At 38.7% G+C, this 23,570-nt stretch carries 16 protein-coding genes; 13 read left to right on the top strand and 3 right to left on the bottom strand.

What is annotated here, in order from left to right; translation table 11 throughout:
• Positions 1 to 10: 10 nt before the first annotated feature.
• From pcrA to J5J03_RS17670, 9 genes are all read left to right on the top strand, one after another.
• A complete protein-coding gene (gene pcrA, locus J5J03_RS17630) occupies positions 11 to 2,254 on the top strand; it encodes a DNA helicase PcrA (RefSeq protein WP_208591336.1) in 2,244 nt (747 codons plus the stop codon).
• An 18-nt stretch (positions 2,255 to 2,272) separates the two neighbouring features.
• Positions 2,273 to 4,285 (top strand): NAD-dependent DNA ligase LigA, encoded by a 2,013-nt coding sequence (ligA, locus tag J5J03_RS17635; RefSeq protein ID WP_208591338.1) that lies wholly within the window; start codon positions 2,273 to 2,275, stop codon positions 4,283 to 4,285.
• Positions 4,285 to 5,454, top strand: coding sequence for a CamS family sex pheromone protein (locus tag J5J03_RS17640; protein WP_208591340.1), 1,170 nt, complete (start codon positions 4,285 to 4,287; stop codon positions 5,452 to 5,454). Before ligA ends, J5J03_RS17640 begins: the two co-directional genes overlap by 1 nt.
• 252 nt (positions 5,455 to 5,706) lie before the next feature.
• Positions 5,707 to 5,997: an Asp-tRNA(Asn)/Glu-tRNA(Gln) amidotransferase subunit GatC gene (gene gatC / locus J5J03_RS17645; RefSeq protein WP_208591343.1), complete on the top strand. Its 291-nt coding sequence runs from the start codon at positions 5,707 to 5,709 to the stop codon at positions 5,995 to 5,997.
• A gap of 12 nt (positions 5,998 to 6,009) precedes the next feature.
• Positions 6,010 to 7,479: an Asp-tRNA(Asn)/Glu-tRNA(Gln) amidotransferase subunit GatA gene (gene gatA, locus J5J03_RS17650; RefSeq protein WP_208591344.1), complete on the top strand. Its 1,470-nt coding sequence runs from the start codon at positions 6,010 to 6,012 to the stop codon at positions 7,477 to 7,479.
• Positions 7,479 to 8,912 (top strand): Asp-tRNA(Asn)/Glu-tRNA(Gln) amidotransferase subunit GatB, encoded by a 1,434-nt coding sequence (gene gatB, locus J5J03_RS17655; RefSeq protein WP_208591346.1) that lies wholly within the window; start codon positions 7,479 to 7,481, stop codon positions 8,910 to 8,912. The genes gatA and gatB overlap by 1 nt, the downstream gene beginning before the upstream one ends.
• A gap of 262 nt (positions 8,913 to 9,174) precedes the next feature.
• Positions 9,175 to 10,089, top strand: a complete 915-nt coding sequence (locus J5J03_RS17660) for a diacylglycerol kinase (protein WP_208591348.1) — start codon at positions 9,175 to 9,177, stop codon at positions 10,087 to 10,089.
• A gap of 190 nt (positions 10,090 to 10,279) precedes the next feature.
• The gene (rlmD, locus tag J5J03_RS17665; protein ID WP_208591352.1) at positions 10,280 to 11,665 is read left to right on the top strand and encodes a 23S rRNA (uracil(1939)-C(5))-methyltransferase RlmD; all 1,386 of its coding nucleotides are present in this window, start codon (positions 10,280 to 10,282) and stop codon (positions 11,663 to 11,665) included.
• A 235-nt stretch (positions 11,666 to 11,900) separates the two neighbouring features.
• The gene (locus J5J03_RS17670) at positions 11,901 to 12,881 is read left to right on the top strand and encodes a tRNA dihydrouridine synthase (protein ID WP_208591356.1); all 981 of its coding nucleotides are present in this window, start codon (positions 11,901 to 11,903) and stop codon (positions 12,879 to 12,881) included.
• Positions 12,882 to 13,627: 746 nt separating this feature from the next.
• On the opposite strand, the gene cudC is transcribed toward J5J03_RS17670, so the two are convergent.
• Positions 13,628 to 14,203: a choline uptake/conversion transcriptional regulator CudC gene (cudC, locus tag J5J03_RS17675; protein WP_208591358.1), complete on the bottom strand. Its 576-nt coding sequence runs from the start codon at positions 14,201 to 14,203 to the stop codon at positions 13,628 to 13,630.
• 210 nt (positions 14,204 to 14,413) lie between these two features.
• Between cudC and betB the strand changes: the two genes are divergently transcribed.
• Together betB and betA are read left to right on the top strand one after the other, a co-directional pair.
• Entirely contained in the window at positions 14,414 to 15,880 is a 1,467-nt protein-coding gene (gene betB, locus J5J03_RS17680) for a betaine-aldehyde dehydrogenase (RefSeq protein WP_208591359.1), read from the top strand.
• Positions 15,881 to 15,941: 61 nt separating this feature from the next.
• Positions 15,942 to 17,627, top strand: a complete 1,686-nt coding sequence (gene betA, locus J5J03_RS17685; protein ID WP_208591360.1) for a choline dehydrogenase — start codon at positions 15,942 to 15,944, stop codon at positions 17,625 to 17,627.
• 721 nt (positions 17,628 to 18,348) lie between these two features.
• On the opposite strand, the gene J5J03_RS17690 is transcribed toward betA, so the two are convergent.
• Positions 18,349 to 19,263 (bottom strand): glycine betaine ABC transporter substrate-binding protein, encoded by a 915-nt coding sequence (locus J5J03_RS17690; RefSeq protein WP_208591361.1) that lies wholly within the window; start codon positions 19,261 to 19,263, stop codon positions 18,349 to 18,351.
• Positions 19,264 to 19,801: 538 nt separating this feature from the next.
• Between J5J03_RS17690 and J5J03_RS17695 the strand changes: the two genes are divergently transcribed.
• Together J5J03_RS17695 and J5J03_RS17700 are read left to right on the top strand one after the other, a co-directional pair.
• The gene (locus J5J03_RS17695; RefSeq protein WP_208591362.1) at positions 19,802 to 22,522 is read left to right on the top strand and encodes a P-loop NTPase family protein; all 2,721 of its coding nucleotides are present in this window, start codon (positions 19,802 to 19,804) and stop codon (positions 22,520 to 22,522) included.
• 248 nt (positions 22,523 to 22,770) lie between these two features.
• Positions 22,771 to 22,986, top strand: coding sequence for a DUF6429 family protein (locus J5J03_RS17700; RefSeq protein WP_331460521.1), 216 nt, complete (start codon positions 22,771 to 22,773; stop codon positions 22,984 to 22,986).
• Positions 22,987 to 23,092: 106 nt separating this feature from the next.
• Here J5J03_RS17700 and J5J03_RS17705 read toward each other — a convergent pair whose 3' ends face one another.
• Positions 23,093 to 23,569 carry a hypothetical protein gene (locus tag J5J03_RS17705; protein WP_208591404.1) on the bottom strand — a complete coding sequence of 159 codons (477 nt, stop codon included), beginning with the start codon at positions 23,567 to 23,569 and terminating at the stop codon, positions 23,093 to 23,095.
• Position 23,570 lies beyond the last annotated feature (1 nt).

Raw genomic sequence — 23,570 nt, forward strand, 5'->3', positions numbered from 1 at the left:
CGGTGTTACAATGAGTCGGATGATGCACGACTTATTAAAAGGATTAAATACAGAACAGCGTGAGGCTGTACAGCATACAGAAGGACCTTTGTTAATCATGGCAGGTGCCGGAAGTGGGAAAACTCGAGTATTAACCCACCGTATTGCTTATTTATTAGATGAAAAGGAAGTATCACCAAGAAACATTTTAGCGATTACGTTTACCAATAAAGCAGCACGTGAAATGAAAGACAGGATTGCAGGACTTGTGGGACCATATGGAGCGGATATGTGGGTATCAACCTTCCACTCGATGTGTGTACGTATCCTAAGGCGAGATATTGACAGAATTGGCTATAGTCGTAATTTTTCGATTTTAGATAGCAGTGATCAGCTAACGGTAATCAAAAATATCGTAAAGGATAAAAATATTGATGCGAAAAAATTTGAACCAAGAGCGATCCTAGGTACGATCAGTAGTGCGAAAAACGAACTAATAACACCTGAAAAATTTGCAGAATCAGTAAACAACTTTTTTGATCGTCAGGTTTCCGAAGTATTTACCGAATATCAGCGGCGATTACGGAAAAATCAAGCACTAGATTTTGATGATTTAATTATGCAGACGATTCACCTTTTCAAACGAGTACCGGAGGTTTTGGAATACTATCAACGTCGTTTTCAATACATTCATGTTGATGAGTATCAGGATACCAACCATGCCCAGTATTCCTTAGTAAAGCAGTTGGCAGCACGTTTTCAAAACCTTTGTGTAGTTGGGGATTCCGATCAATCAATCTATGCATGGCGTGGTGCAGATATTTCTAATATTCTTTCCTTTGAAAAAGATTATCCGTCTGCACGTGTTGTTATGCTAGAGCAAAATTATCGTTCAACGAAATCGATTCTCCAGGCTGCTAATCAAGTAATTGAAAATAATACAGGCAGAAAACCGAAAAATCTATGGACAGAGAACCAAGACGGGAACAAAATTCGTTATTTCCAAGCTTCTACAGAACGAGAAGAAGGATTATTTGTTGCCGAGCGGATTGAAGAATTAATCAAGGAAAATAAATATAAGCATAAAGATATTGCGATTCTTTACCGGACGAATGCTCAATCCCGTGCGATTGAGGAAACCTTTATGAAAGCCAATATTCCGTATCAAATGGTCGGAGGCACGAAGTTCTATGATCGTAAGGAGATTAAAGATTTGCTTGCCTACTTACGTTTGATTGTCAACCCAGATGATGACATCAGCTTTGTCCGTGTTGTCAATGTGCCAAAACGAGGTGTTGGAAAAACAAGCATAGACAAGCTCCAGGCTTATGCTACGGCAAATGACATTTCCTTATACACAGCCGTGCAGGAAGTAGATTTTGTCGGTGTCAGTGCTAAAGCTGCAAAATCGTTAATGGAGTTTGGCCAAATGATCAAAAACTGGGAACAACAGCAGGAATTTCTATCCGCAACTGATATGGTCGAACAGGTAATTGAAAAAACGGGCTACGAAGAAATGCTCCAGAATGAACGCAGCATTGAAGCAGAGACACGTTTAGAAAACATTGAAGAATTCAAAACCGTTACGAAACATTTTGAGGAAACCAATGAGGATAAAACATTAGTCAATTTCCTGACAGACTTAGCATTGATCTCAGATATTGACCGTATGGATGATGATCCGACAGCAGATGACAGTGTCACGATGATGACCTTACACGCAGCGAAAGGGTTAGAGTTCCCTGTAGTCTTTCTGATCGGTATGGAAGAAAGTGTTTTTCCACATAGCCGGTCGATGATGGACGAAGAGCAGATGCAAGAGGAACGCCGTCTCGCCTATGTAGGAATAACCAGAGCTGAAGAGCTACTTCACGTATCCCACGCGAAGATGCGGACATTATTTGGTCGAACGAATATGAATCCAATAAGTCGTTTTATTGATGAAATCCCTGCCGACTTATTAGAAGGAAAAGAAGAATTGCAAGAATCGACGTTTGGCTCCTTTGGGAAAATAGCGATTCAAGACCAGGATTTACCTTTTGAAAAGCAGCCAGAAAAACCGAAACGTCAACCAATGCGTCATGTCAATCAAACAACAGGCGGGGAGAAAGAAGCTTGGAATGTTGGTGACAAAGCTAATCATAAAAAATGGGGACAGGGAACAGTTGTCAAAGTGGAAGGTTCTGGTGATGCGATGGAATTAGACATTGCTTTCCCGGCACCAACTGGTATTAAACGACTACTCGCCAAATTTGCCCCGATTACGAAAGTGTAAAAAGGAGGTGCTCGTCCAATGACAGAACAAGAAGCACGTCAGAAATTAACGGCGTTAACAGAAGAATTAACCGAATATAACTACCAATACCATGTGTTAGATAACCCGAGTGTTTCAGATGCTGAATATGATGCGAAAATGAAGGAATTAAAAGCAATAGAAGCTGAATTCCCTGATTTGATTACACCTGATTCACCTTCTCAACGTGTTGGTGGAGAGCCATTAGAGCAATTTAAAAAAGTAACTCATCGTGTCCCGATGTTAAGTTTAGGTAATGCTTTTGACGAAGAAGAGCTAAAAGATTTTGACCGCCGTGTTCGTGAAGGTCTAGATACTGACAATGTTACGTATGTTTGTGAATTGAAAATTGATGGTCTTGCGATTTCTCTGCGTTATCAGGATGGTCTTTTTGTCCAAGGGGCTACCCGTGGTGATGGCACTACTGGTGAGGATATTACCAGTAACTTAAAAACGATCAGAAGTATTCCGCTTAGAATTAAGGATCAGTCCCCGATTGAAGTGCGTGGGGAAGCATATATGCCTCAGAAAGCATTTGTTTCTTTAAATGAAGCGCGTGAAAAAAATGGAGAAGAGCCTTTTGCCAATCCACGAAATGCTGCGGCAGGCTCATTGCGTCAGCTTGATCCGAAAATCGCGGCCAAACGTCATTTGGATATTTTCTTATATGCGGTAGGAGAGTGGGAATCGGGTTCCTTAGAAGCTCATAGTGATCGTCTTAACTATCTACAAGAGTTAGGTTTTAAAACGAATCCAGAATGGCGAAAATGTCATGGTATTGAAGAAGTGATTCAATATGTCGAAGAATGGGTAGAAAAAAGAGCGACCCTATCCTATGATATCGATGGTATTGTGATAAAGGTAGATAACCTCGAAGCCCAAGAACAGCTTGGCTTCACTGCGAAAAGTCCGCGCTGGGCAATTGCTTATAAATTCCCAGCAGAAGAAGCGGTGACGAAGCTAACCGATATCGAACTAAGTGTTGGAAGAACCGGCGTTGTTACACCAACAGCTATACTAGAGCCGGTTAAAGTGGCTGGTACTACTGTTCAACGTGCATCATTGCATAATGAAGATTTAATCAAGGAGAAAGATATCCGTATAGGGGATACAGTCGTAATCAAAAAAGCTGGTGACATTATCCCTGAAGTGGTCCGAGTAGTCGATGATATGCGAACAAAGGAACAGGAGCCTTTTGCGATGCCGGAAGCATGCCCATCATGTGGAGATGAACTCGTTCGTTTAGAGGAAGAAGTTGCACTAAGGTGTATTAATCCAAATTGTCCGGCGCAATTAAAAGAAGGTTTGATTCACTTTGTTTCAAGACTTGCGATGAATATCGATGGACTTGGAGAAAAGGTTATTGAGCAACTTTTCCATGCTGAGTATATTCACACCATTGCCGACCTTTATCGGTTAAAGCGTGAAGAATTACTGAAATTAGAGCGTATGGGTGAAAAATCAGTAGAAAACTTGTTAACTGCCATTGAAAATTCCAAAGAAAACTCATTGGAACGATTGCTCTTTGGTCTAGGCATACGCTTTGTCGGTTCCAAAGCAGCAAAAACTTTAGCAGAACACTTTGAAACAATGGACCGTCTGCAGCAAGCAAATTTTGAAGACTTAATTGCGATTGATGAAATCGGCGATAAAATGGCGGATTCGATTGTTCATTATTTTGAAGATGACCAAGTAAAACAACTTATTTCCGAGTTGAAAGATTTAGGCTTAAACCTCACCTACCAAGGGCCAAAAGTAAATGAAACGGCATCAGATAGTCCTTTTTCTGGTAAGACAGTTGTCTTGACTGGTAAATTAGAGATTTATACAAGGCAAGAAGCAAAGCAGCAAATTGAAGCACTTGGTGGTAATGTTACAGGAAGTGTAAGTAAAAAGACAGATTTGCTGATTGCAGGGGAAGATGCTGGATCTAAATTAGATAAAGCGAAAAAATTAGAGGTTGAAATATGGGATGAGGCAAAACTCCAAGAAGTATTAGAGGAGGAAGCATAATGAAGCAAATACTAGCTAGCCTCTTCATCGTTGTATTAATTTTAGCTGGTTGTGCACCTGACTTTGGGGAGCAGGAGGAGGCCGTAATTGATGAAAGTATCGACGATGAATCGTTAGAAGAGACAGCCATAGTCCCCAAATATAATTTGGAGGATAATTATCGAGTATTAATTGACTCTAATTTAAGTCAGGCAAGAGGTGTAATCACGAACCAAGTGGCAAATCGACTAGATATCGATGAACTAGAGGAAGGATTACGTCGTCACTCAATGGAAGTGTATGATCCGGATACTTATTATTTTCAAGAAGGTCAATATTTGACGGATGACATTTTATATAATTGGCTAGATCGCTATGATGAAGAGGATAATCCACAGGGATTGAACCCAGAAGCAGATGAATCTAAAGAAGATGAGGAGTTAATAGAAGAAGAAAAAGACAATCCTAAATATCTGTCACATATTTTAGAACAAAATTATTTAAGAAAGACAGAAGATGATTCTGTGGAGTTAGCAGGGATTTCGATCGGAATTGCGATGAAATCTGTTTATCGATTTAGAACACAATTTGATGACGGTACATACTCCCCCTATTATGAAGAAGAAATTTCAGAAGATGATATGATGACAGAAGCACAAGAAATAGCAAATCAAGTGGTGCAACGAGTCCGGCAGATGGAAGGTTTAGAAAATGTACCGATAATGTTAACAATCTTCCGCGAAGAGTCGCAAAATTCTCTTGTCCCTGGTAATTTTGTAGCTAAAACAAATGTCGCTGGTGACAGTTCATCTATTGATGGTTGGCAAGACTTAAATGAAGAGAATGTCCTGTTTCCATCTGATTATGGAAAAAGTACTTATCCAGATGTAAGAGCCACTTTAGTGGACTTTGAATCGGATATCGCTTCTTATTTTCCGAATTATGTGAGTGTAATTGGAAAGGGTTTTTTCCAAAATGGTGAGTTACGTAAATTAACAGTAGAAATTCCCGTTCAATTTTATGGAAAGGCCGAATTAATTGGATTTACGCAATATGTATATGGACTTATTTTGTCAGGCTTCCCTACCGACTATCAATTAGAGATAAATATCACTTCAGGTGAGAAGCAAGAAGCTTTAATTGTAAGAGATGCAGGGGAAGAGGAAGGGTTTGTCCATGTATACCGTTAATCCTATTCAAAAAAGTTTTTCAATGATAGGATTAATGGTAAAATAAAGTGAGAATATGATTATTAAGGGTTTTTCTCCCACTGATCATTAGCGAAACTTTTCAGGGTGTTAGCGTCTATTAACCCCCACTTGGCTTCCAAGTGTTACTGGAAGCTTAAAGTGGGGGTCTTACAAACGTTTAGCACCGTGGTAAACGTTATGGATTTTACTAATAAATGCATTAGTTGTAACTATTTATGGAGGTGAATCAAGATGACAGAAATCTCAAAAGAACAAGTTAAACATGTCGCAAATCTAGCACGTCTGGCATTAACAGACGAAGAAGTAGAAACATTTACTCAACAATTAGGAGATATCATTAATTACGCTGAGCTGTTAAACGAGTTGGATACGGATAATGTGGAGCCGACCACTCACGTATTAGACCTGAAGAATGTGATGCGTAAGGACGAGCCGAAAGAATGGATTAAGAAAGAAGATGCATTGAAGAATGCACCTGATCAAAAAGATGGTCAATTCCGTGTGCCATCAATTCTTGAATAAGGAGGGTTTCTTTTGTCACTTTTTGATTATACGTTAAAAGAACTACAAGAAAAGCTACATAACAACGAAATTACTGTTAGTGATCTAGTTGAAGCTTCATATAATCGTATAAATGAAGTAGATGGTCAAGTCAAAGCATTTTTGACACTGAATGAAGAAGAAGCAAAAAAACAAGCGAAAGAATTAGACGAAAAGATAGATTCAGCTGCATCGATTCTATACGGGATGCCGATCGGAATTAAAGATAATATTGTAACAAAAGGATTGCGCACAACTTGTGCGAGTCAAATTCTCGATAACTTGAATGACCCATTGTATGATGCAACGGTTATCCAGAAATTAAATAAAGAAAATACAGTTAACATCGGGAAATTAAACATGGACGAGTTTGCGATGGGTTCTTCAACAGAGAATTCTAGCTATGAAAATACTCGTAACCCATGGAATACGGATTATGTTCCAGGTGGTTCCAGTGGCGGTTCAGCAGCAGCTGTAGCAGCAGGAGAAGTATTTTTCTCTCTTGGCTCTGATACAGGTGGTTCCATTCGTCAACCAGCTGCATTCTGTGGTGTAGTTGGTATGAAACCTACATATGGTCTAGTATCCCGTTTTGGCCTTGTGGCGTTCGCATCATCACTTGATCAAATTGGACCAATTACAAGAACAGTAGAAGACAATGCTCATTTATTACAAGCAATTGTTGGTCATGACAACATGGATTCGACTTCTGCTAATGTAGATGTTCCAAATTATAGTGATGCATTTAAAGAGGATGTGAAAGGCTTACGTATTGCAGTGCCGAAGGAGTACTTACAAGAAGGGGTTGACCCGGAAGTAAAAGAAGCGGTTCTCGCAGCGTTGAAACAATATGAAGAATTAGGTGCAACATGGGAAGAAGTTTCATTACCACACTCTAAATATGCGGTTGCAGCCTATTACTTACTAGCAGCATCAGAAGCAAGTGCCAACCTAGCACGTTTCGATGGCGTTCGCTATGGTAAGCGAACAGAGAAGAACGTCGACATGATTGATATGTTCAAAGAATCTCGTGCAGAAGGCTTTGGTGATGAAGTAAAACGTCGTATTATGCTAGGTACCTTTGCATTAAGCTCCGGTTACTACGATGCTTATTACAAAAAAGCTCAAAAGGTACGCACACTGATCAAAAATGACTTCGAAAAAATCTTCGATGAGTATGATGTAGTAATTGGACCTACAACTCCAACACCAGCATATAAAATCGGAGAGAAAATCGATGATCCATTGACGATGTATACAGATGATGTATTAACAACACCTGTAAACCTTGCTGGACTTCCAGGTATGTCGATTCCTTGTGGATTCTCAGGCAATGGCTTACCAATCGGTTTGCAAATCATTGGCAGACACTTCGATGAATCAACCATCTATCGTACAGCATATGCTTATGAGCAAGCAACAGATCATCACAAGAAACGTCCTAATTTAGGGGGTGACAAGTAATGACAAATTTTGAAACAATTATTGGTTTAGAAGTGCACGTCGAATTAAAAACCGCGTCCAAAATCTTCAGTCCAAGTCCGAACGCATTTGGTTCTGAGCCGAATGCGAACGTAAACCCGATTGACTTAGGATACCCAGGTGTATTACCTGTTTTAAATGAAGAAGCAGTAAACTATGCGATGAAAGCTGCAATGGCAATCAATTGTGATATCGCAACAGATACAAAGTTCGACCGTAAAAACTATTTCTATCCAGATAACCCAAAAGCTTATCAAATTTCTCAATTTGATCAACCAATCGGTGAAAATGGTTGGATTGAAATTGAGGTAAACGGTGAGAAGAAAAAAATCGGCATCACTCGTCTTCATTTAGAGGAAGATGCAGGGAAATTAACCCATGGTGATGACGGTTATTCACTAGTGGACTATAACCGTCAAGGTACACCGCTAGTAGAAATCGTATCTGAACCAGATATTCGCACACCGGAAGAAGCTTATGCTTATTTAGAAAAGCTAAAAAATATTATCCAATATACTGGTGTTTCCGATTGTAAGATGGAAGAAGGCTCCCTTCGCTGTGATGCCAACATTTCGATCCGTCCAGTAGGGCAAGAGGAATTCGGTACAAAAACAGAATTGAAAAACTTAAACTCTTTCTCTTTTGTACAAAAAGGATTGGAATTTGAAGAAAAACGTCAGCGTGAAGTACTGCTAAATGGTGGAGAAATTCTTCAGGAAACTCGTCGTTACGATGAACAAAAGAAAGAAACGATTCTCATGCGTGTGAAGGAAGGTTCTGACGACTATCGTTATTTCCCTGAACCAGATCTCGTTCCACTTTATATTGATGATGAATGGAAAGAACGCATCCGTGCCGAAATCCCTGAATTGCCAGATGCTCGTCGTGAACGTTATGTCAAAGAGTTAGACCTGCCAGTTTATGACGCAGGCGTATTAACAAGTACGAAAGAAATGTCTGACTTCTTTGAAGAAGCGATTGAAGCAGGTGCAGATGTTAAGCAAGCATCGAACTGGCTAATGGGTGAAGTTTCTGCTTATATGAATAAACAACAAGTCGAAATCCATGACTTAAAAATGACTCCAGCAGCTCTTGCAAAAATGATTCAACTGATCGAGGATGGTACGATCTCGTCTAAAATGGCGAAAAAAGTCTTCGCAGAGCTTGTTGAAAATGGTGGAGACCCAGAAAAAATCGTCAAAGATAAAGGGCTCGTACAAATCTCTGATGAAGGTCAACTTCGCGAGATCATCACAGGAATTCTTGATGAAAACGAACAATCGATCATTGATTTCAAAAATGGTAAAGACAAAGCACTTGGTTTCCTTGTTGGTCAAACTATGAAAGCAACAAAAGGACAAGCCAACCCACCAATGGTAAATAAAATCATCAAAGAAGAAATCGAAAAACGATAATATGAATGAGGAAGGCTGTGTTAAAGCGCACAGCCTTCTATTTAATGGATATATTTATAAGTGGCAATATAATCGTCGAAAGTGACCATAAAATGCAAAAAAGTGACCTTAAAAGTACGAAAAGTGACCATAAAACCCTTGAAAGTGGCCATAAAATGGTCAAAAGTGGCCATATAAATATGGTATCATTGAGTAAAGATTTGCATTTTTATCCAAAATGATTATGATTAAGGTAGAATGTAACACTTAGAGGAGAATGAGTATGAAACGTGCACGCATTATCTATAATCCAACGTCTGGTCGTGAGGCTTTCAAAAAGGAGCTGCCAGAGGTATTAAGGCGCTTTGAAGAAGCTGGATATGAAACATCAGCCCACGCGACTAAATGTGAAGGTGATGCGACGAATGCTGCGAAAATTGCAGTAGATCGTAAATTCGATTTGATAATTGCTGCAGGTGGGGATGGTACCATTAATGAAGTTATTCATGGTATGGCGGAGCAGGAGTATCGGCCACAGTTAGCGATTATTCCAGTTGGGACAACCAATGATTTCGCAAGAGCATTGGGGATTCCTCGTGAAATTCAGAAAGCTGTTAGTGTGATTCTCGAGCACCATACTCGCATGCTTGATATCGGTAAAGTAAATGATCATTACTTCATGAACATTGCAGGTGGCGGAAAACTAACAGAATTAACCTATGAAGTCCCGAGCAAATTAAAAACGATGCTCGGCCAGCTCGCTTATTATTTGAAAGGCATTGAAATGCTTCCATCTTTGAAGCCAACCAAAGTTCAAATTGAGTATGATGGAAAATGGTTTGACGATGAGATTATGCTTTTCCTTGTCTCTAATACAAACTCGGTAGGCGGTTTTGAAAAGATTGCACCAGAAGCTAAAATGGATGACGGTTATTTTGATTTAGTCATACTTCGTAAGACGAATCTAGCCGAATTTGTTCGCATTGCCAGTCTTGCGACAAAAGGCGCACACTTAGAAGACAAAAACATCTTTTACACGAGAGCGAATCGAATTAAAGTCCATACAGAAGAAAAGATGCAACTTAATTTAGATGGAGAGTACGGCGGCTTGTTGCCTGGCGAATTTGAAAACCTGTATCAGCATATTGAGTTTTTTGTTTCCGAGGAATTTATCGAAAAACAAGCAAAAATTGAATAGATAAAATGGTACATTCTGTCGGAGAGTGTACCTTTTATTTTTCGATAAAATATTTCCCAGGAAATGATCAAATTAGACACGGAATTTTCCATTTGTCGTTAGCTGTGATAAAATTTGGACAACATATGATAAGAAAGAATGTTGACTGCTGAAAGAAGGCAGTTTAACAGAAATAAAGGACGTTGATAATATGACAAAAACAGCTCCGCCTGTGAAGAAAAATCAAACAATCGAGTTAACCTTTGAAGATATAACACACGAAGGTGCTGGAGTTGGCAAGATAGATGGTTATCCACTTTTTGTTCCGTATGGATTACCCGGTGAAACAGCTGAAGTGAAAGTTATTAAAGTTAAGAAGAATTTCGGATTTGGTCGATTAATCGAAGTGACAGAGGAAAGTGAAGATCGTGTCAAACCACCGTGTAATGTGTATTATCAATGTGGTGGTTGTCAATTACAGCATATGAGTTATGAGATGCAACTCGACATGAAACGAAATCAAGTACAAAGCGCTTTGAAAAAGATCGGACATATTGAAGATATTCCGATTCATTCAACAATCGGTATGGATGACCCATGGCGATACCGTAATAAGGTGCAAATTCCAGTAGGATCGAAGAATGGTGAATTAATCACAGGATTTTATCGAAAAAGAAGTCATGAAATCATTGATGATATGGCTCGTTGCATTATCACGGAAGAAGTTAATGATCGCATAGTAGAGGCAATTCGTGAAATTGCCAACCGATTAGGGATTCCAGCTTATGATGAAAAAAACAACCGCGGTATTTTACGACATATTATGGTGAGGTCTGGCCAAGAAACAAAGCAGACAATGGTTGTATTAGTAACAAGAAGAGAAAAAGTAAATGGGTTAGATACATTAATTAAGGAAATAACGGAAACAAATCCTCATGTTAAATCGATCGTTCAAAATGTTAACCCTGACCGTACTAATGTTATTCTTGGTAAGAAAACGAAAGTACTATGGGGGGAAGAATATATTTATGATCAGATTGGTGATATCAAATTTGCTATTTCTGCTAAGTCATTTTACCAGGTAAATCCACCACAAACGAAAAAATTATATGATAAAGCATTGGAATATGCCAATCTTTCAGGAAATGAAACCGTGATTGATGCTTACTGTGGCATTGGAACAATCTCGCTATTTTTAGCACAAAAGGCGAAAAAAGTATATGGTGTCGAAATTGTTCCGGAGGCAGTAAGTGACGCAAAAGAAAATGCGAAATTAAATCATATTGATAATGCAGAATTTTTTGTGGGACAAGCAGAGAAAGTAATGCCATGGTGGCGAGCACAAGGCCTGCAGCCAGATGTTATTGTGGTGGACCCACCAAGAAAAGGCTGTGATGAAGCATTATTGCAAGCAATGTTACAAATGAAACCAAAGCGAATTGTATATGTATCTTGTAATCCATCTACTTTAGCAAGAGATTTAAGGATATTAGAGGATGGAGGATATGAGACAAAAGAAGTGCAGCCGGTTGATATGTTTCCGCAGACGACCCATATTGAAGCGGTAGTGAAGCTCGAAATAAAATTGTCTAATTAAAGTTGTAGTTCAACCCCAATTTGCTTGGGGTCTTTTCCTTTCGAAATCCTTATAAATGCATTTATCGTATTAAATTTAAATAAATGGACATTTCTAAGTGAAAAATCTACAATTAAAATCGGTTTGAAATATAGTGCTAAATCATGGTATAAGTATAAAAGCAGTAAAAACATTTTTACTTTTTATTTTGGAATAAGGATTTAATCTGATAATAGATAATGAAAGGAATTTGATGATGACAGACAATTTTTGGCGTGAATTACCACGGCCGTTTTTTATATTAGCACCAATGGAAGATGTGACAGATGTTGTTTTTCGTCATGTAGTGAGTGAAGCAGCTAGACCGGATGTGTTTTTTACCGAGTTTGCCAATACGGAAAGTTATTGTCATCCAGACGGAAAACAAAGTGTGCGTGGGCGTTTGACATTTACAGAGGATGAACAGCCAATGGTCGCCCATATTTGGGGGGACAAGCCTGAATACTTTCGGGAAATGAGCATTGGTATGGCGAAAGAAGGGTTTAAGGGTGTCGATATCAATATGGGTTGTCCAGCACCTAATGTCACAAAGAGTGGCAAAGGATGTGGGCTCATCCGTCGTCCAGAAGTTGCAGCAGATATCATACAAGCAGCGAAAGCAGGAGGATTGCCTGTAAGTGTGAAGACAAGGCTTGGTTATACTTACCTGGAAGAATGGCGTGATTGGCTCACACATATCTTGAAACAAGACATTGTTAATCTTTCCATTCATCTTCGAACAAAAAAGGAAATGAGTAAAGTAGATGCTCATTGGGAATTAATTCCGGAGATTAAAAAACTTCGTGATCAAGTGGCACCAGATACACTCTTGACGATCAATGGCGATATCCCGGATCGTCAAACCGGATTGAAGCTTGTCGAGCAATATGGTGTTGATGGGGTGATGATTGGACGTGGTATTTTTCATAATCCATTTGCCTTTGAAAAGGAACCAAGAGATCCGAGTAGTAAAGAATTGCTCGATCTTTTGAGATTACATCTGGATCTTTTTGATAAATATTCGAAAATAGAATCACGTCTGTTCAAACCACTTCGTCGCTTTTTTAAGATATATGTCCGAGGATTTAGAGGAGCGAGTGAATTAAGAAATCAATTGATGGACACAGAGTCTACCGACGAAGTGCGTGAATTGCTTGATAAATTTGAGTTAAAGAATTTTGAAGGGGTGGAGAAATAATAGAAGGTTTAAAACAAAGGTGATGTTAGAACGAGGCTCGGACACAAGTATCTAAATCAAATAAAGACCCGAACTTGAATTCCATAACAAATGGAATAGTTCGGGTCTTTTTAAATGCGAGCTTATGATTTTTATAACAGCTAAAACATAAACTGCGCAGTAACGTGACCTCTGCTCCAGGGAAAAAGTCTTCCCTTCCGAGGATAATCGCCAATATCCCGGGAAGGGAAGGAGATATCCCCGGAAGGGTCACCTCTGCTCCAGGGGAAAAGTCTTCCCTTCCGAGGATAATCGCCAATATCCTGGGAAGGAAAGGAGGTATCCCCGGAAGGGCCACCTCTGTTCCGGGGAAAAAACCTTCCCTTCCGAGGATAATCGCCAATATCCCGGGAAGGGAAGGAGATATCCCCGGAAGGGCCACCTCTGCTCCGGGGAAAAAGTCTTCCCTTCCGAGGATAATCGCCAATATCCCGGGAAGGGAAGGAGATATCCCCGGAAGGGCCACCTCTGTTCCGAGGAAAAAATCTTCTCTTCCGAGGATAATCGCCAATATCTCGGGAAGGGAAGTGGGTAGTCGGAGTGGTAGTTATCGTCACTATATATTTAGAAATTATGTTTAAGGATATTATGCTACTTCGAACAAACAAGCAACATTTGAATAAGTTAGATCTCTTGTCAACGTTCGTCTTTAGCTTGGAATGTATTAGTTATGTCCTAGCCTTGTTTTTCATTTTGAGAACATTAAGTTATGACTCATCACGATTACTATCCGTATCTTCAATCGGTAAGAATTCAAAAATCTCACCAGATTCAACAGAATCGACAAGTCTCTCCAACCAGTGGCAATAGTTCCTATATTCCTTGAGTTGCTGTAAATCTTGTTCAGCTCGATGTTTCATATCTACATCGATTTCCTCTATATTAAGTACTTCCTGCAGTTTTTCTATAGCATCATTGATAGATGTGAGATTTAATTTTGCTTCCCTTTCCCATTTATCCCCAAAGAAATGGGAAAAGTATTGGAAGAAATTTTTCTCTGCCATAAATAAATCCTTACGAGAACCTCTTCTCCAGACTTTCTTTACAATATTGATATCTTGTAACTTGCGGACTGCGGTACTCATGCTCGGTTTACTCATTCCAAGGTCGTTTTTCATATCATCAAGAGTCAAAGGATCATGCTTGAAATACATAGTTGCGTATAATCTTCCGATGGATGGTGTGACACCGTATAGATCCATTGTTTCAGCAATCGAGTCAATGACTAAGCGCTCAGCATCTTCAAGTAATGCTTCTGCCTTTTGTTGTTTCTCATCTTCCAATGATATCCCTCATTTCTTATTATTAAAATTCAAATGGTTAAATATGAATTTAACTACTTTAATTTCAACTATAACTTATCTTGTGTGAATGTCAAAAATTATTTAATCGAATATAGCCACTAGTTTACAAAGAAATAACACTATGTTATATTTAAAATGTTAAAAACGTTAAAAAATAATTTAACATAATTAATGTGAGGGGGAGAATTTATGAAAAAAATGTTCATCAACGGGGGATGGAATGAGGCTCGCGCCGGAGAGAGTAGGAGCATCATCAACCCGTTCAATCAGGAAATTATTGCAACCGTCGCTGAAGGGAACGCTGAAGATGCGAAACTAGCAATCTCTGCAGCACGTGAAGCCTTTGATCATGGGGATTGGAAGCACACCCCTGCTAATGAACGAGGTAAAAAAGTACTTCAAATCGCTGAATTAATAGAAAGAGATAGTGAGGAACTAGCAGAACTTGAATCTCTAGATACTGGTAAAACGATTGAAGAAAGCCGTGCAGATATGGCAGATATCGCCGAGGTTTTTCGTTATTTTGCTGGTTTAGCTGATAAAGACAGTGGAGAAATCATTGATTCACCAATTCCGAATAGCCAAAGTAAAGTGGTTCGTGAACCGGTCGGAGTTTGCGGTCAAATCACGCCATGGAATTATCCACTTTTACAAGCAGCCTGGAAAATTGCTCCTGCGCTTGCTGCAGGAAATACGATTGTAATGAAACCAAGTGAGATCACGCCGTTAACAACGATTAAAGTGACAGAATTAATGGAAGAAGTCGGATTTCCAAATGGTGTAGTTAACCTTGTTCTCGGTAAGGGTGCAACAGTTGGTAACGAACTAGCCGAAAGCCATGACGTTGACCTGATATCTTTTACAGGTGGAATTGATACAGGTAAGAAGATTATGCAGACAGCAAGTGGCAATGTGAAGAAGATTGCACTGGAACTTGGAGGGAAAAATCCCAACATTGTATTTGCGGATGCTGATTTTGACACTGCACTTGATCAAGCCTTAAATGCTGTTTTCTTCCATGCTGGTCAGGTTTGTTCGGCAGGGGCTAGATTACTCGTAGAAGATTCGATTCATGATCGCTTTGTCGAAGCACTTGCCGAAAGAGCTAAACGAATTAAATTGGGAAATGGATTTAATGAGGAAACGCAGTCTGGACCATTAATTTCAGAAGAACACCGAGCAAAAGTTGAAAAATACGTAGAAATTGGAAAACAAGAAGGAGCCAAAGTCTTGGTTGGTGGTTCTCGTCCAGATGATCCCGAACTGCAAAACGGCTTCTTCTATTTGCCGACTATTTTAATCGATTGTCATTCCAATATGCGCATCGTACAGGAGGAAGTATTTGGCCCTGTTCTAACGGTTGAACGTTTTAAAGATGAAGAAGAAGCAGTACATCTGGCTAATGGCACGATCTATGGCCTTGCCGGTGCAGTATGGACGACTGACGTTGATAAAGCGGAACGTGTTGCGTCTGCATTACGAATGGGTACAGTATGGATCAACGATTTCCATCCATACTTTGCACAGGCTCCATGGGGCGGATATAAACAGTCTGGAATTGGACGTGAGTTAGGCAAAATGGGATTGGAAGAGTACACAGAAACGAAACATATTTACCGTAATCTCAATCCTGAGCCACTTGATTGGTTTAAATAATGTTATAACTGAATTTTGTTTTAATATGCTCATTTTATATTTAAATAAGGAGGTTCTTAGAATGAGTGAAAGATTTGATTATGTAATCATCGGCGGTGGCAGTGCAGGTTCTGTACTTGGTAATCGACTAAGTGAAGACGGAAAATACAATGTTCTTATATTAGAAGCAGGTCGTAGTGACTATCCGTGGGATTTATTGATTCAAATGCCAGCAGCATTGCCATTCCCATCTGGAAAAAGCTTGTACGACTGGAAATATGAATCTGACCCTGAACCTTATATGGGTGGTCGACGAATTAAGCATGCTCGTGGTAAGGTGCTTGGTGGTTCAAGTTCGATTAATGGCATGATTTATCAGCGAGGTAATCCAAAGGACTATGAACGATGGGGAGCCGATCCTGGTATGGAAACATGGGATTTTGCACACTGTCTTCCGTATTTTAAACGTTTGGAAAATGCTTTAGCAGCAGATCCCGATGATGACCTTCGTGGCCATGATGGTCCGATTAAATTGGAACGCGGCCCTGCCAAAAATCCGTTATTCCAAGCCTTTTTTGATGCAGCTGTCCAAGCAGGGTACAATCGAACACCTGATGTAAATGGTTATCGACAAGAAGGGTTCGGACCATTTGATAAGCATGTGTATAAAGGTAGAAGGATGTCTGCTTCACGTGCATATTTACACCCATACAAACACCGTAACAATCTCACGATAAGAACGCGTGCTTTCGTTACCAATATTGACATAAATGGTGAACGAGCAGAGGGTGTGACATATCGACGCAATGGAAAGATGCATCAAGTGAAGGCAGGTGAGGTAATCCTTGCCGGTGGTGCGATTAATACGCCACAACTATTACAACTATCAGGTGTGGGTGACGCAGAACATTTACGTTCAGTCGGTGTCAAACCGAAAGTGAATCTTCCTGGTGTTGGTGAAAATCTTCAGGACCACCTTGAAGTTTATATCCAACACGCTTGTCCGCAACCAGTATCTGAACAGCCTAACTTGAAGTTATGGCGGATGCCTTGGGTTGGCTTGCAGTGGATATTCGGTCGCAAAGGTCCAGCAGCAACGAATCATTTTGAAGGTGGAGGATTTGTCCGTTCGAATGAAGATGTGGACTATCCAAATCTAATGTTCCACTTCCTTCCGGTAGCAGTGAGATATGATGGGCAAAAAGCAGAAACGGATCATGGATTCCAAGTACACGTTGGACCTATGTATTCTGATGCACGCGGCTCATTAAAGATCCGTTCAAATGATCCTAAAGACCATCCAAGTATGGTTTATAACTATCTTTCAACCGAACAGGATCGACGTGAATGGGTTGAAGCAATTCGAGTTTCTCGAAATATTTTATCTCAGCCAGCAATGGCACCTTATAATTCAGGAGAAATCTCCCCTGGTCCATCTGTTCAAACAGATGAAGAGATTTTAGATTGGGTGGCGAAGGATGCGGAGACTGCGCTGCACCCGTCCTGCACGACAAAAATGGGGCCAGCTTCAGATCCTATGGCAGTAGTAGATCCGAATACGATGAAAGTCCATGGACTTGACAATGTAAGAGTGGCTGATGCATCTGCAATGCCTTACGTTACTAATGGTAATATCCATGCTCCTGTATTGATGTTGGCGGAAAAAGCAGCGGACTTAATCCTTGGACGTAAGCCACTAGAGCCGATTCATGCGGATTATTACCGTCATGGTGTCGATCCAGCTGATGCAGGCACAGTTAATCGTTAAGACAAGTAATGTTTCTATAAGAAGAACTTATGTTTAATATATTCCCCCCTTTATTGGAAATAGATGTAGAGCATTAAATTGCAAAAGAAAGCAATTTAATGCTCTTTTTTATATGGAGAAAGCATAAAATTAGCGTAATGACCGGGTTAAACGAAGTAGTTATTTTGAAATGTTTGATGTATATTTGCAACGCTCCAACTAATTACTTTCAACGGGCATGGCCTCAACTAACTTTGCAAAGTAGATTTTCGGTTCGTGCTATCCCCACAGGAGTCTCCGCTGTGAGGAGGTGCAACAATTCTTGTTAGAAGTTTTACAATGGACAAAGTGAAAAATTGCTATTTGTCATTATAAAAGCAACCGTATAACTTCATGCTAGCGTTGTAGAGCAGATCTTAGCGTAAGCCGCTCACTTTCACTCCTGTGGGAATTGTTTGGCCTGAAGATCCACTTTTTCGAGCGGGTTTTGTTCTGATTTTCTTACTTGGGCGAGTATCGCTCTTTCCTTGGATAAAGACTTATATCCAAGGAAGAGAACAAGATATCCCTGGAGGAGCGGTTATTGGTCCATTTATTCAGTTGTCCCGCTTGCATTTTGATTTTTGAGTATCTACCTTCTTGGATTAAGGTATAGTAGGGTCTGTGAGAAATGTGCCAATTTAACTACAAAAAAGAAGCTAGTCTCACCATTAAGAGAGACTAGCTTCCTTTACCTTTTTCTTTATTCTACCCATTCATCAACCAATTCTTGATTTTCATCGATCCATTCTTTAGCTCCGTTGAGTGGTTCTTCAGCATTTTCCACATCATTAATTAATTCACCAATTTGCTCGTCATTCATCTTCCAATTTTTAAACCATTCACTAACATTTGGATAATCTTCACTAAATCCTTCTCTTGTAGCATGGTGAATTTTTTCAACATCACCGTACGTGTTCTGTGGGTCTTCTAGGAATTTTAAGTCATATTTAGAGAATGCCCAGTGTGGTGTCCACAGTGGTGCTACGATTGGTTCTTCACTTTCTACTGATTCTCTAATCTCAACTAACATGGTAGCTTCAGAGCTTGCTAACAATTCAAAATCAAGATTATAATCATCAATTAATTCTTTCGTCACATCCATTGTACCTGCACCAGCGTCAAAACCAACAATTTGTCCTTCAAACAGATCTTTGTGTTCATTTAAATCTTCTATACTATTTACTTCTTCTACATATTCTGGAACTACAAGTCCAACTTTAGCATTATCAAACCAAGTAGCTTCAGAGAAATTCACTGTATCTTGATATTCCTTTAGATAATTAGCATCTTGAACAGGTAACCAAATTTCTAAATGAGCGTCCAGATCACCACTTTCTAATGCTTGCATCATCACACCCATGTCTAATACGTTTAACTTAACGTTATACCCTTTTTCTTCTAAAATTGCTTTCCACATATTGGTTACGGCAATATTTTCAGCCCAATTAATTTGACCAATTGTTATTTCTTCTTCATTTACTTCTGTAGGTGATTCTTCGTCTCCCTCTGTTTGGTCGTCACTGTTCGATGAATCATTGGTGTCCCCACATGCTGTCAGTACAGCAACCACTAATAGTGCTAAAAGAATACTTAGCTCTTTCTTCCATTTGTTCATTGTTGAAAACTCCCTTATTATCTATTTATTTAAAATATTTCAAATATAAAAATTGTTAAGAAATATTTTAATACAAAGTAAACATAAACTTATCTCCTATTCAGGAGAGAGAAGTCATGTCATAGTATTCTTAAACTATTATTTAAGAATACATACTTTTTCGATATTATAGCAAATGAATCATACCCCTCCTTAATAAATTTTGTTAAATTTTTTTAAAACGTTCTTTACATACTTTATACTAACGTGTTTAAGCTAAATGTTCAAGAGGTAAAATGTGATTTCGGTCAATTCATACTAAAAGCAAAGTCATTAAAACACTTCTAGGAACTCTTTTTATTGATTCATTATATTCATTTGAGGAGCGATACAAAATTGTATTCTAAATGATAATGAATTGAAACATTGTGCTGGGTTTTGTTTGTTAGAATATAGGATGGGGGGTTATCACGGTGCTAATTGTCCGTAAAAACCCCCACTGATGGAAGTCTCACTTTATATTTAGCACGTTTTAAATAAGGCAATATGGGGGAACAGGATGACAATGGAGAAACAACTAATTAGTAAATCCTATTATCATAAATTTATAGAAGGTATTCATAATGTAGATCCAATCCAGGTTTTAGGTGAATTATATATAGATGAGCAGCAAAACGAAATGCCTGATCTATCGTATATCCGCTTTGCTCAGGGAGAGGTTTATTTTCTGTATAAAGATTATGAGGCGGCCATTTTTAAATGGGAAAACGTTTCTAATGAATTAAAGCCTTGGGCACAGAAAAATATAGCAGATGCTCATGCTAAAATGAATTTACTTGCCATTGCGGAGGACTACTATAATGCAGTGGAGACAGATTCTGAGGTTCTAAAAACAGAGGTCCTTCTACAACTATTTTCACTCTACATACAGCTCGGCAAGCATGCAAAGGCAGTTGAATCGATTAAGCATGCGGTGGATATAAATCCAGACTATCCTGATGTAACTGATGTGGCACGAGTTTTCTTCGAAGACCAACAAGATTGGGAGAATGCTGTTGAGCTTGCAGTTAATGAGGCAATGCGAACAGAATCATTATCGTGGTTTGTGGTTTTAGAAGAATATGTAGAAGATGGGCATACTGCAAAAATAAAGCCAAACTATTTTAGTGAAGTATTAATGACTCTATATAACATTGATTTGAATCGCTTTGAAAGTTTAGCAACAGCACTTTGGAATAGTTATAAACAAACTGATTTATATTTCCCTTGGCTGGAAGAAATCAACGATCTACTGCTAAACATTGAGCCGGGACCTTCCTGTGTTTGGAGTAAGCTTTCTAATCAGTTTAGGGAAACATACTTTGAATTAATGAATGGTACGTTTTTGGTAAGAGAATTTTCTTATTTAATTCCAAGTCATTTAACCAATTGGATGAAAGTATCTACGGCTTCAGAGGCTGCGATAGCTTCATCAGCTGTACTAGCGTGGAACGAAATGTATCCATCCGACATGGAAGCTTCTATTATTAGTAAGGCGGAAAGTTTGTTAAGCCGGGCTGCTCGTGATCAGAATGGTATAGAAGATGGATTCAAGCTTTTCAAGTCGATCATCAAATGGGCAGAGGGTGAAGGCTTGCTATTGGATAAACGTTTCGAATGGATCGTTCACGAACTGCAGGATTTAAATCAATACCATCTGATGATTACAGGGACAGAGACGAGTGGGAAGGCGTCATTTGTGAACATGTTGCTTGATGAGGAGGTTTCAGAAGAGCCTGCTAATGGTACCATCCTTTATAAAGATGCAGACAATGCGAAAATTCATGCCATTACGAATGAAGAAGAAAGAAGCATAGCTGAACATAACGATTTTAAAGAAGCAACAAAAGACGAGCACACATTTATTTCTTGTAAGATGCCGGTACAGTTTTTAAATGAAAATAAACTTACCTTAATTGATACCCCGCAGACTGATGGCAATCATTATCTGTATTTAGCAGACAGCTTATTGTTTGTTTTAAATGCGGACTCCAATCTGACAGGTAATGAACTGGATATGGCTGTTCAAATCAGGGAACAGGCACCAGAACTCCCTATTCACTTTCTATTATGCAATATGGACCGAAATACTAACAGTCAGGAAGTGATGGAACGGACTGAGAAAATAATATCCAGAATCGATTCTTATTTCTCAAATGCAAAAGCATTCACTTATTCTACATATGGAGACAGAAATAATCAAATAAACGAGTTTTCTGCTTTTACTAAATCAATAATGGGTGGACATAGCCTAGAGGAAGAGCGTGCTACAAAGATTCTGTATTATGTGAGGAAATCGATTAAGTATTTGCTTTTAAAACGTGAAGAAGTCGAAAATTCATTAATCGATAACATTAAATGGAATGAAGAGATAGTCACCAAACTTAAGGGCGCTCAAAATCAGTTAAGTGATATAGAAGAGAATACGGTTCAAGTTATTAAAAAGTCATACAGCAAAATTATAGAAGAATGGAAACAGGATTTGACGATAAAGATTCCAGAATTGATTCGACAAAGTTCTGAAGTGATTAAGGAAGATAGTGATTTTAAAAAAATTCATATTGTGCTTAACGATGAAATAAATAAGCGAATCAATAATTATATTGAAGAAACAGTTTTACCAGATTTATATTTAAAACTCCAAAAATGGATTGAGAATAGTGAAATGGAGTTGAATGACAGCAAGAAGTACTTAGGTGAAATGTGCGAGAGTTTTAATCAGCTATATGGTGAAGACAAGATATATTTCGAGTGTGACAGCAGGGTACTAGATGACTGGCATCGGGATATGAACCGGATGACAAGAGGAAATATACAGTTGACAAATGCGACTTTTATAAGCAATGCTACCATTTCACAATTTTTATGGAGAAGTGCAGGGAAGCTTGTAGGTGCATTATCAAAAAATAATGAAACAGTCCATGATAAATATAAACAATATGTTGAAGGGAAAGACTACAGCAAAACAACTGAAATACTTATTGATGAATTTATGCAGCAATTCAAAATATTTGGGAAATCTTTGGAACGGGATATTAAGATATTCTTCACAGATCCGTATGATGAATTAGATGCAGTCTTAGCAGAAACATATGATGAGATTGAAGAAAATAAAGATATCCTAAGCGATATGCAGCAAAAACCAGAGGTATACCGCAATCCCTTTACCTTGTTTGAATTAAAGCTACGTCAATATGAATGGATGTTTGCAACAAGAGAACGAATCTATGAAAATAGTTAGTCCAAACAATCTTAGTGGCTGGTAATTGCCTTTTTAAGAACCCTTGGTAAAATATCTAATTTTGCCAAGGGTTCTACATTATAATGATTCATTCGATTCTTTAGATTTAGTCGGTCATGGTTAGATAATAATGTGGTTCATTGGGTGCATTTGAAAAAGTTACTTTTTGATACTTAGTTAATTACCTAAGTACACGAAAAGTAGCTGAAAGCATAGTCTCACTTTATTGCCTGGCTAGATATCTAATCGTGGAACTTACACTTTTATTGCTATATTTAACTTCATGGGAGGAAGAGGATATTCCAGAAGAGATGAGAAGATCTTGGAAAGGATATGATTTTACTATTTTAAATGAGTTAACAGATGAGGATATTATCAGAGGAAGTATTCGCTCAAAATCAGTATATTTAACAGAGGCGGGTGTAAAAGAGGCGAAAGAGTTGATGAAAAAGTATTTCAAATAGTGAATGGCGACTATATCAATGTTAAAAGCATAAACATTAATATTTGAGACGAAAGGAGAAATCATATGGAATAGTTTTTTCAAATCAGATATAAGTCTCCACACATTTATTTGACTTTCCATCCAGAGGTAACTTTTGCTACTCCAATTGCAAAATGATTCCAAAGAATATTTTCTACTAGTTCTGCTTGTGTTTCTTCACACTCAACTATTACAATAATTTCTGAATGTTTTCCCTTCAATAATCTTTTATTCTTTTTGAGAACCCGCTCACTAAAAAGACGAATAACAACCCCGACTACAAACCCGGTAAATGCACCAATTAATCCCCAATATATTGGCCCTAAAGTTAGCTCAAAACCAACGCTAGCTCCAACTACAGAGAAGGCTGTAGCAAGTGCTACACCAATATCAATAAGAGAGGTACCGTCTGAACGATGCAGTGTATCAAATAATTTTCGTTCTTCTTCTCGATTATCAAGAGGAATAGCATATATATTTTCTTTCATAATTCCTTTTTTCTCTAGTGTGGAAATAGCTATTTCCAAGTAGGAATTATTTTCAAATGTTGAAAAAAGTTGCATT

Source organism: Gracilibacillus suaedae, from assembly GCF_017599345.1.
Lineage (GTDB): Bacteria > Bacillota > Bacilli > Bacillales > Amphibacillaceae > Gracilibacillus > Gracilibacillus suaedae.

What these genes read in the sequence shown, in the direction of transcription:
- gatB (WP_208591346.1), top strand. Translation starts at nt 7,479, where the DNA reads ATGACAAATTTTGAAACAATTATTGGTTTAGAAGTGCACGTCGAATTA.
- J5J03_RS17705 (WP_208591404.1), bottom strand. Translation starts at nt 23,569, where the DNA reads ATGCAACTTTTTTCAACATTTGAAAATAATTCCTACTTGGAAATAGCT.
- J5J03_RS17670 (WP_208591356.1), top strand. Translation starts at nt 11,901, where the DNA reads ATGACAGACAATTTTTGGCGTGAATTACCACGGCCGTTTTTTATATTA.
- gatC (WP_208591343.1), top strand. Translation starts at nt 5,707, where the DNA reads ATGACAGAAATCTCAAAAGAACAAGTTAAACATGTCGCAAATCTAGCA.
- rlmD (WP_208591352.1), top strand. Translation starts at nt 10,280, where the DNA reads ATGACAAAAACAGCTCCGCCTGTGAAGAAAAATCAAACAATCGAGTTA.
- J5J03_RS17690 (WP_208591361.1), bottom strand. Translation starts at nt 19,263, where the DNA reads ATGAACAAATGGAAGAAAGAGCTAAGTATTCTTTTAGCACTATTAGTG.
- betB (WP_208591359.1), top strand. Translation starts at nt 14,414, where the DNA reads ATGAAAAAAATGTTCATCAACGGGGGATGGAATGAGGCTCGCGCCGGA.
- ligA (WP_208591338.1), top strand. Translation starts at nt 2,273, where the DNA reads ATGACAGAACAAGAAGCACGTCAGAAATTAACGGCGTTAACAGAAGAA.
- pcrA (WP_208591336.1), top strand. Translation starts at nt 11, where the DNA reads ATGAGTCGGATGATGCACGACTTATTAAAAGGATTAAATACAGAACAG.
- J5J03_RS17660 (WP_208591348.1), top strand. Translation starts at nt 9,175, where the DNA reads ATGAAACGTGCACGCATTATCTATAATCCAACGTCTGGTCGTGAGGCT.
- J5J03_RS17695 (WP_208591362.1), top strand. Translation starts at nt 19,802, where the DNA reads ATGACAATGGAGAAACAACTAATTAGTAAATCCTATTATCATAAATTT.
- betA (WP_208591360.1), top strand. Translation starts at nt 15,942, where the DNA reads ATGAGTGAAAGATTTGATTATGTAATCATCGGCGGTGGCAGTGCAGGT.
- J5J03_RS17640 (WP_208591340.1), top strand. Translation starts at nt 4,285, where the DNA reads ATGAAGCAAATACTAGCTAGCCTCTTCATCGTTGTATTAATTTTAGCT.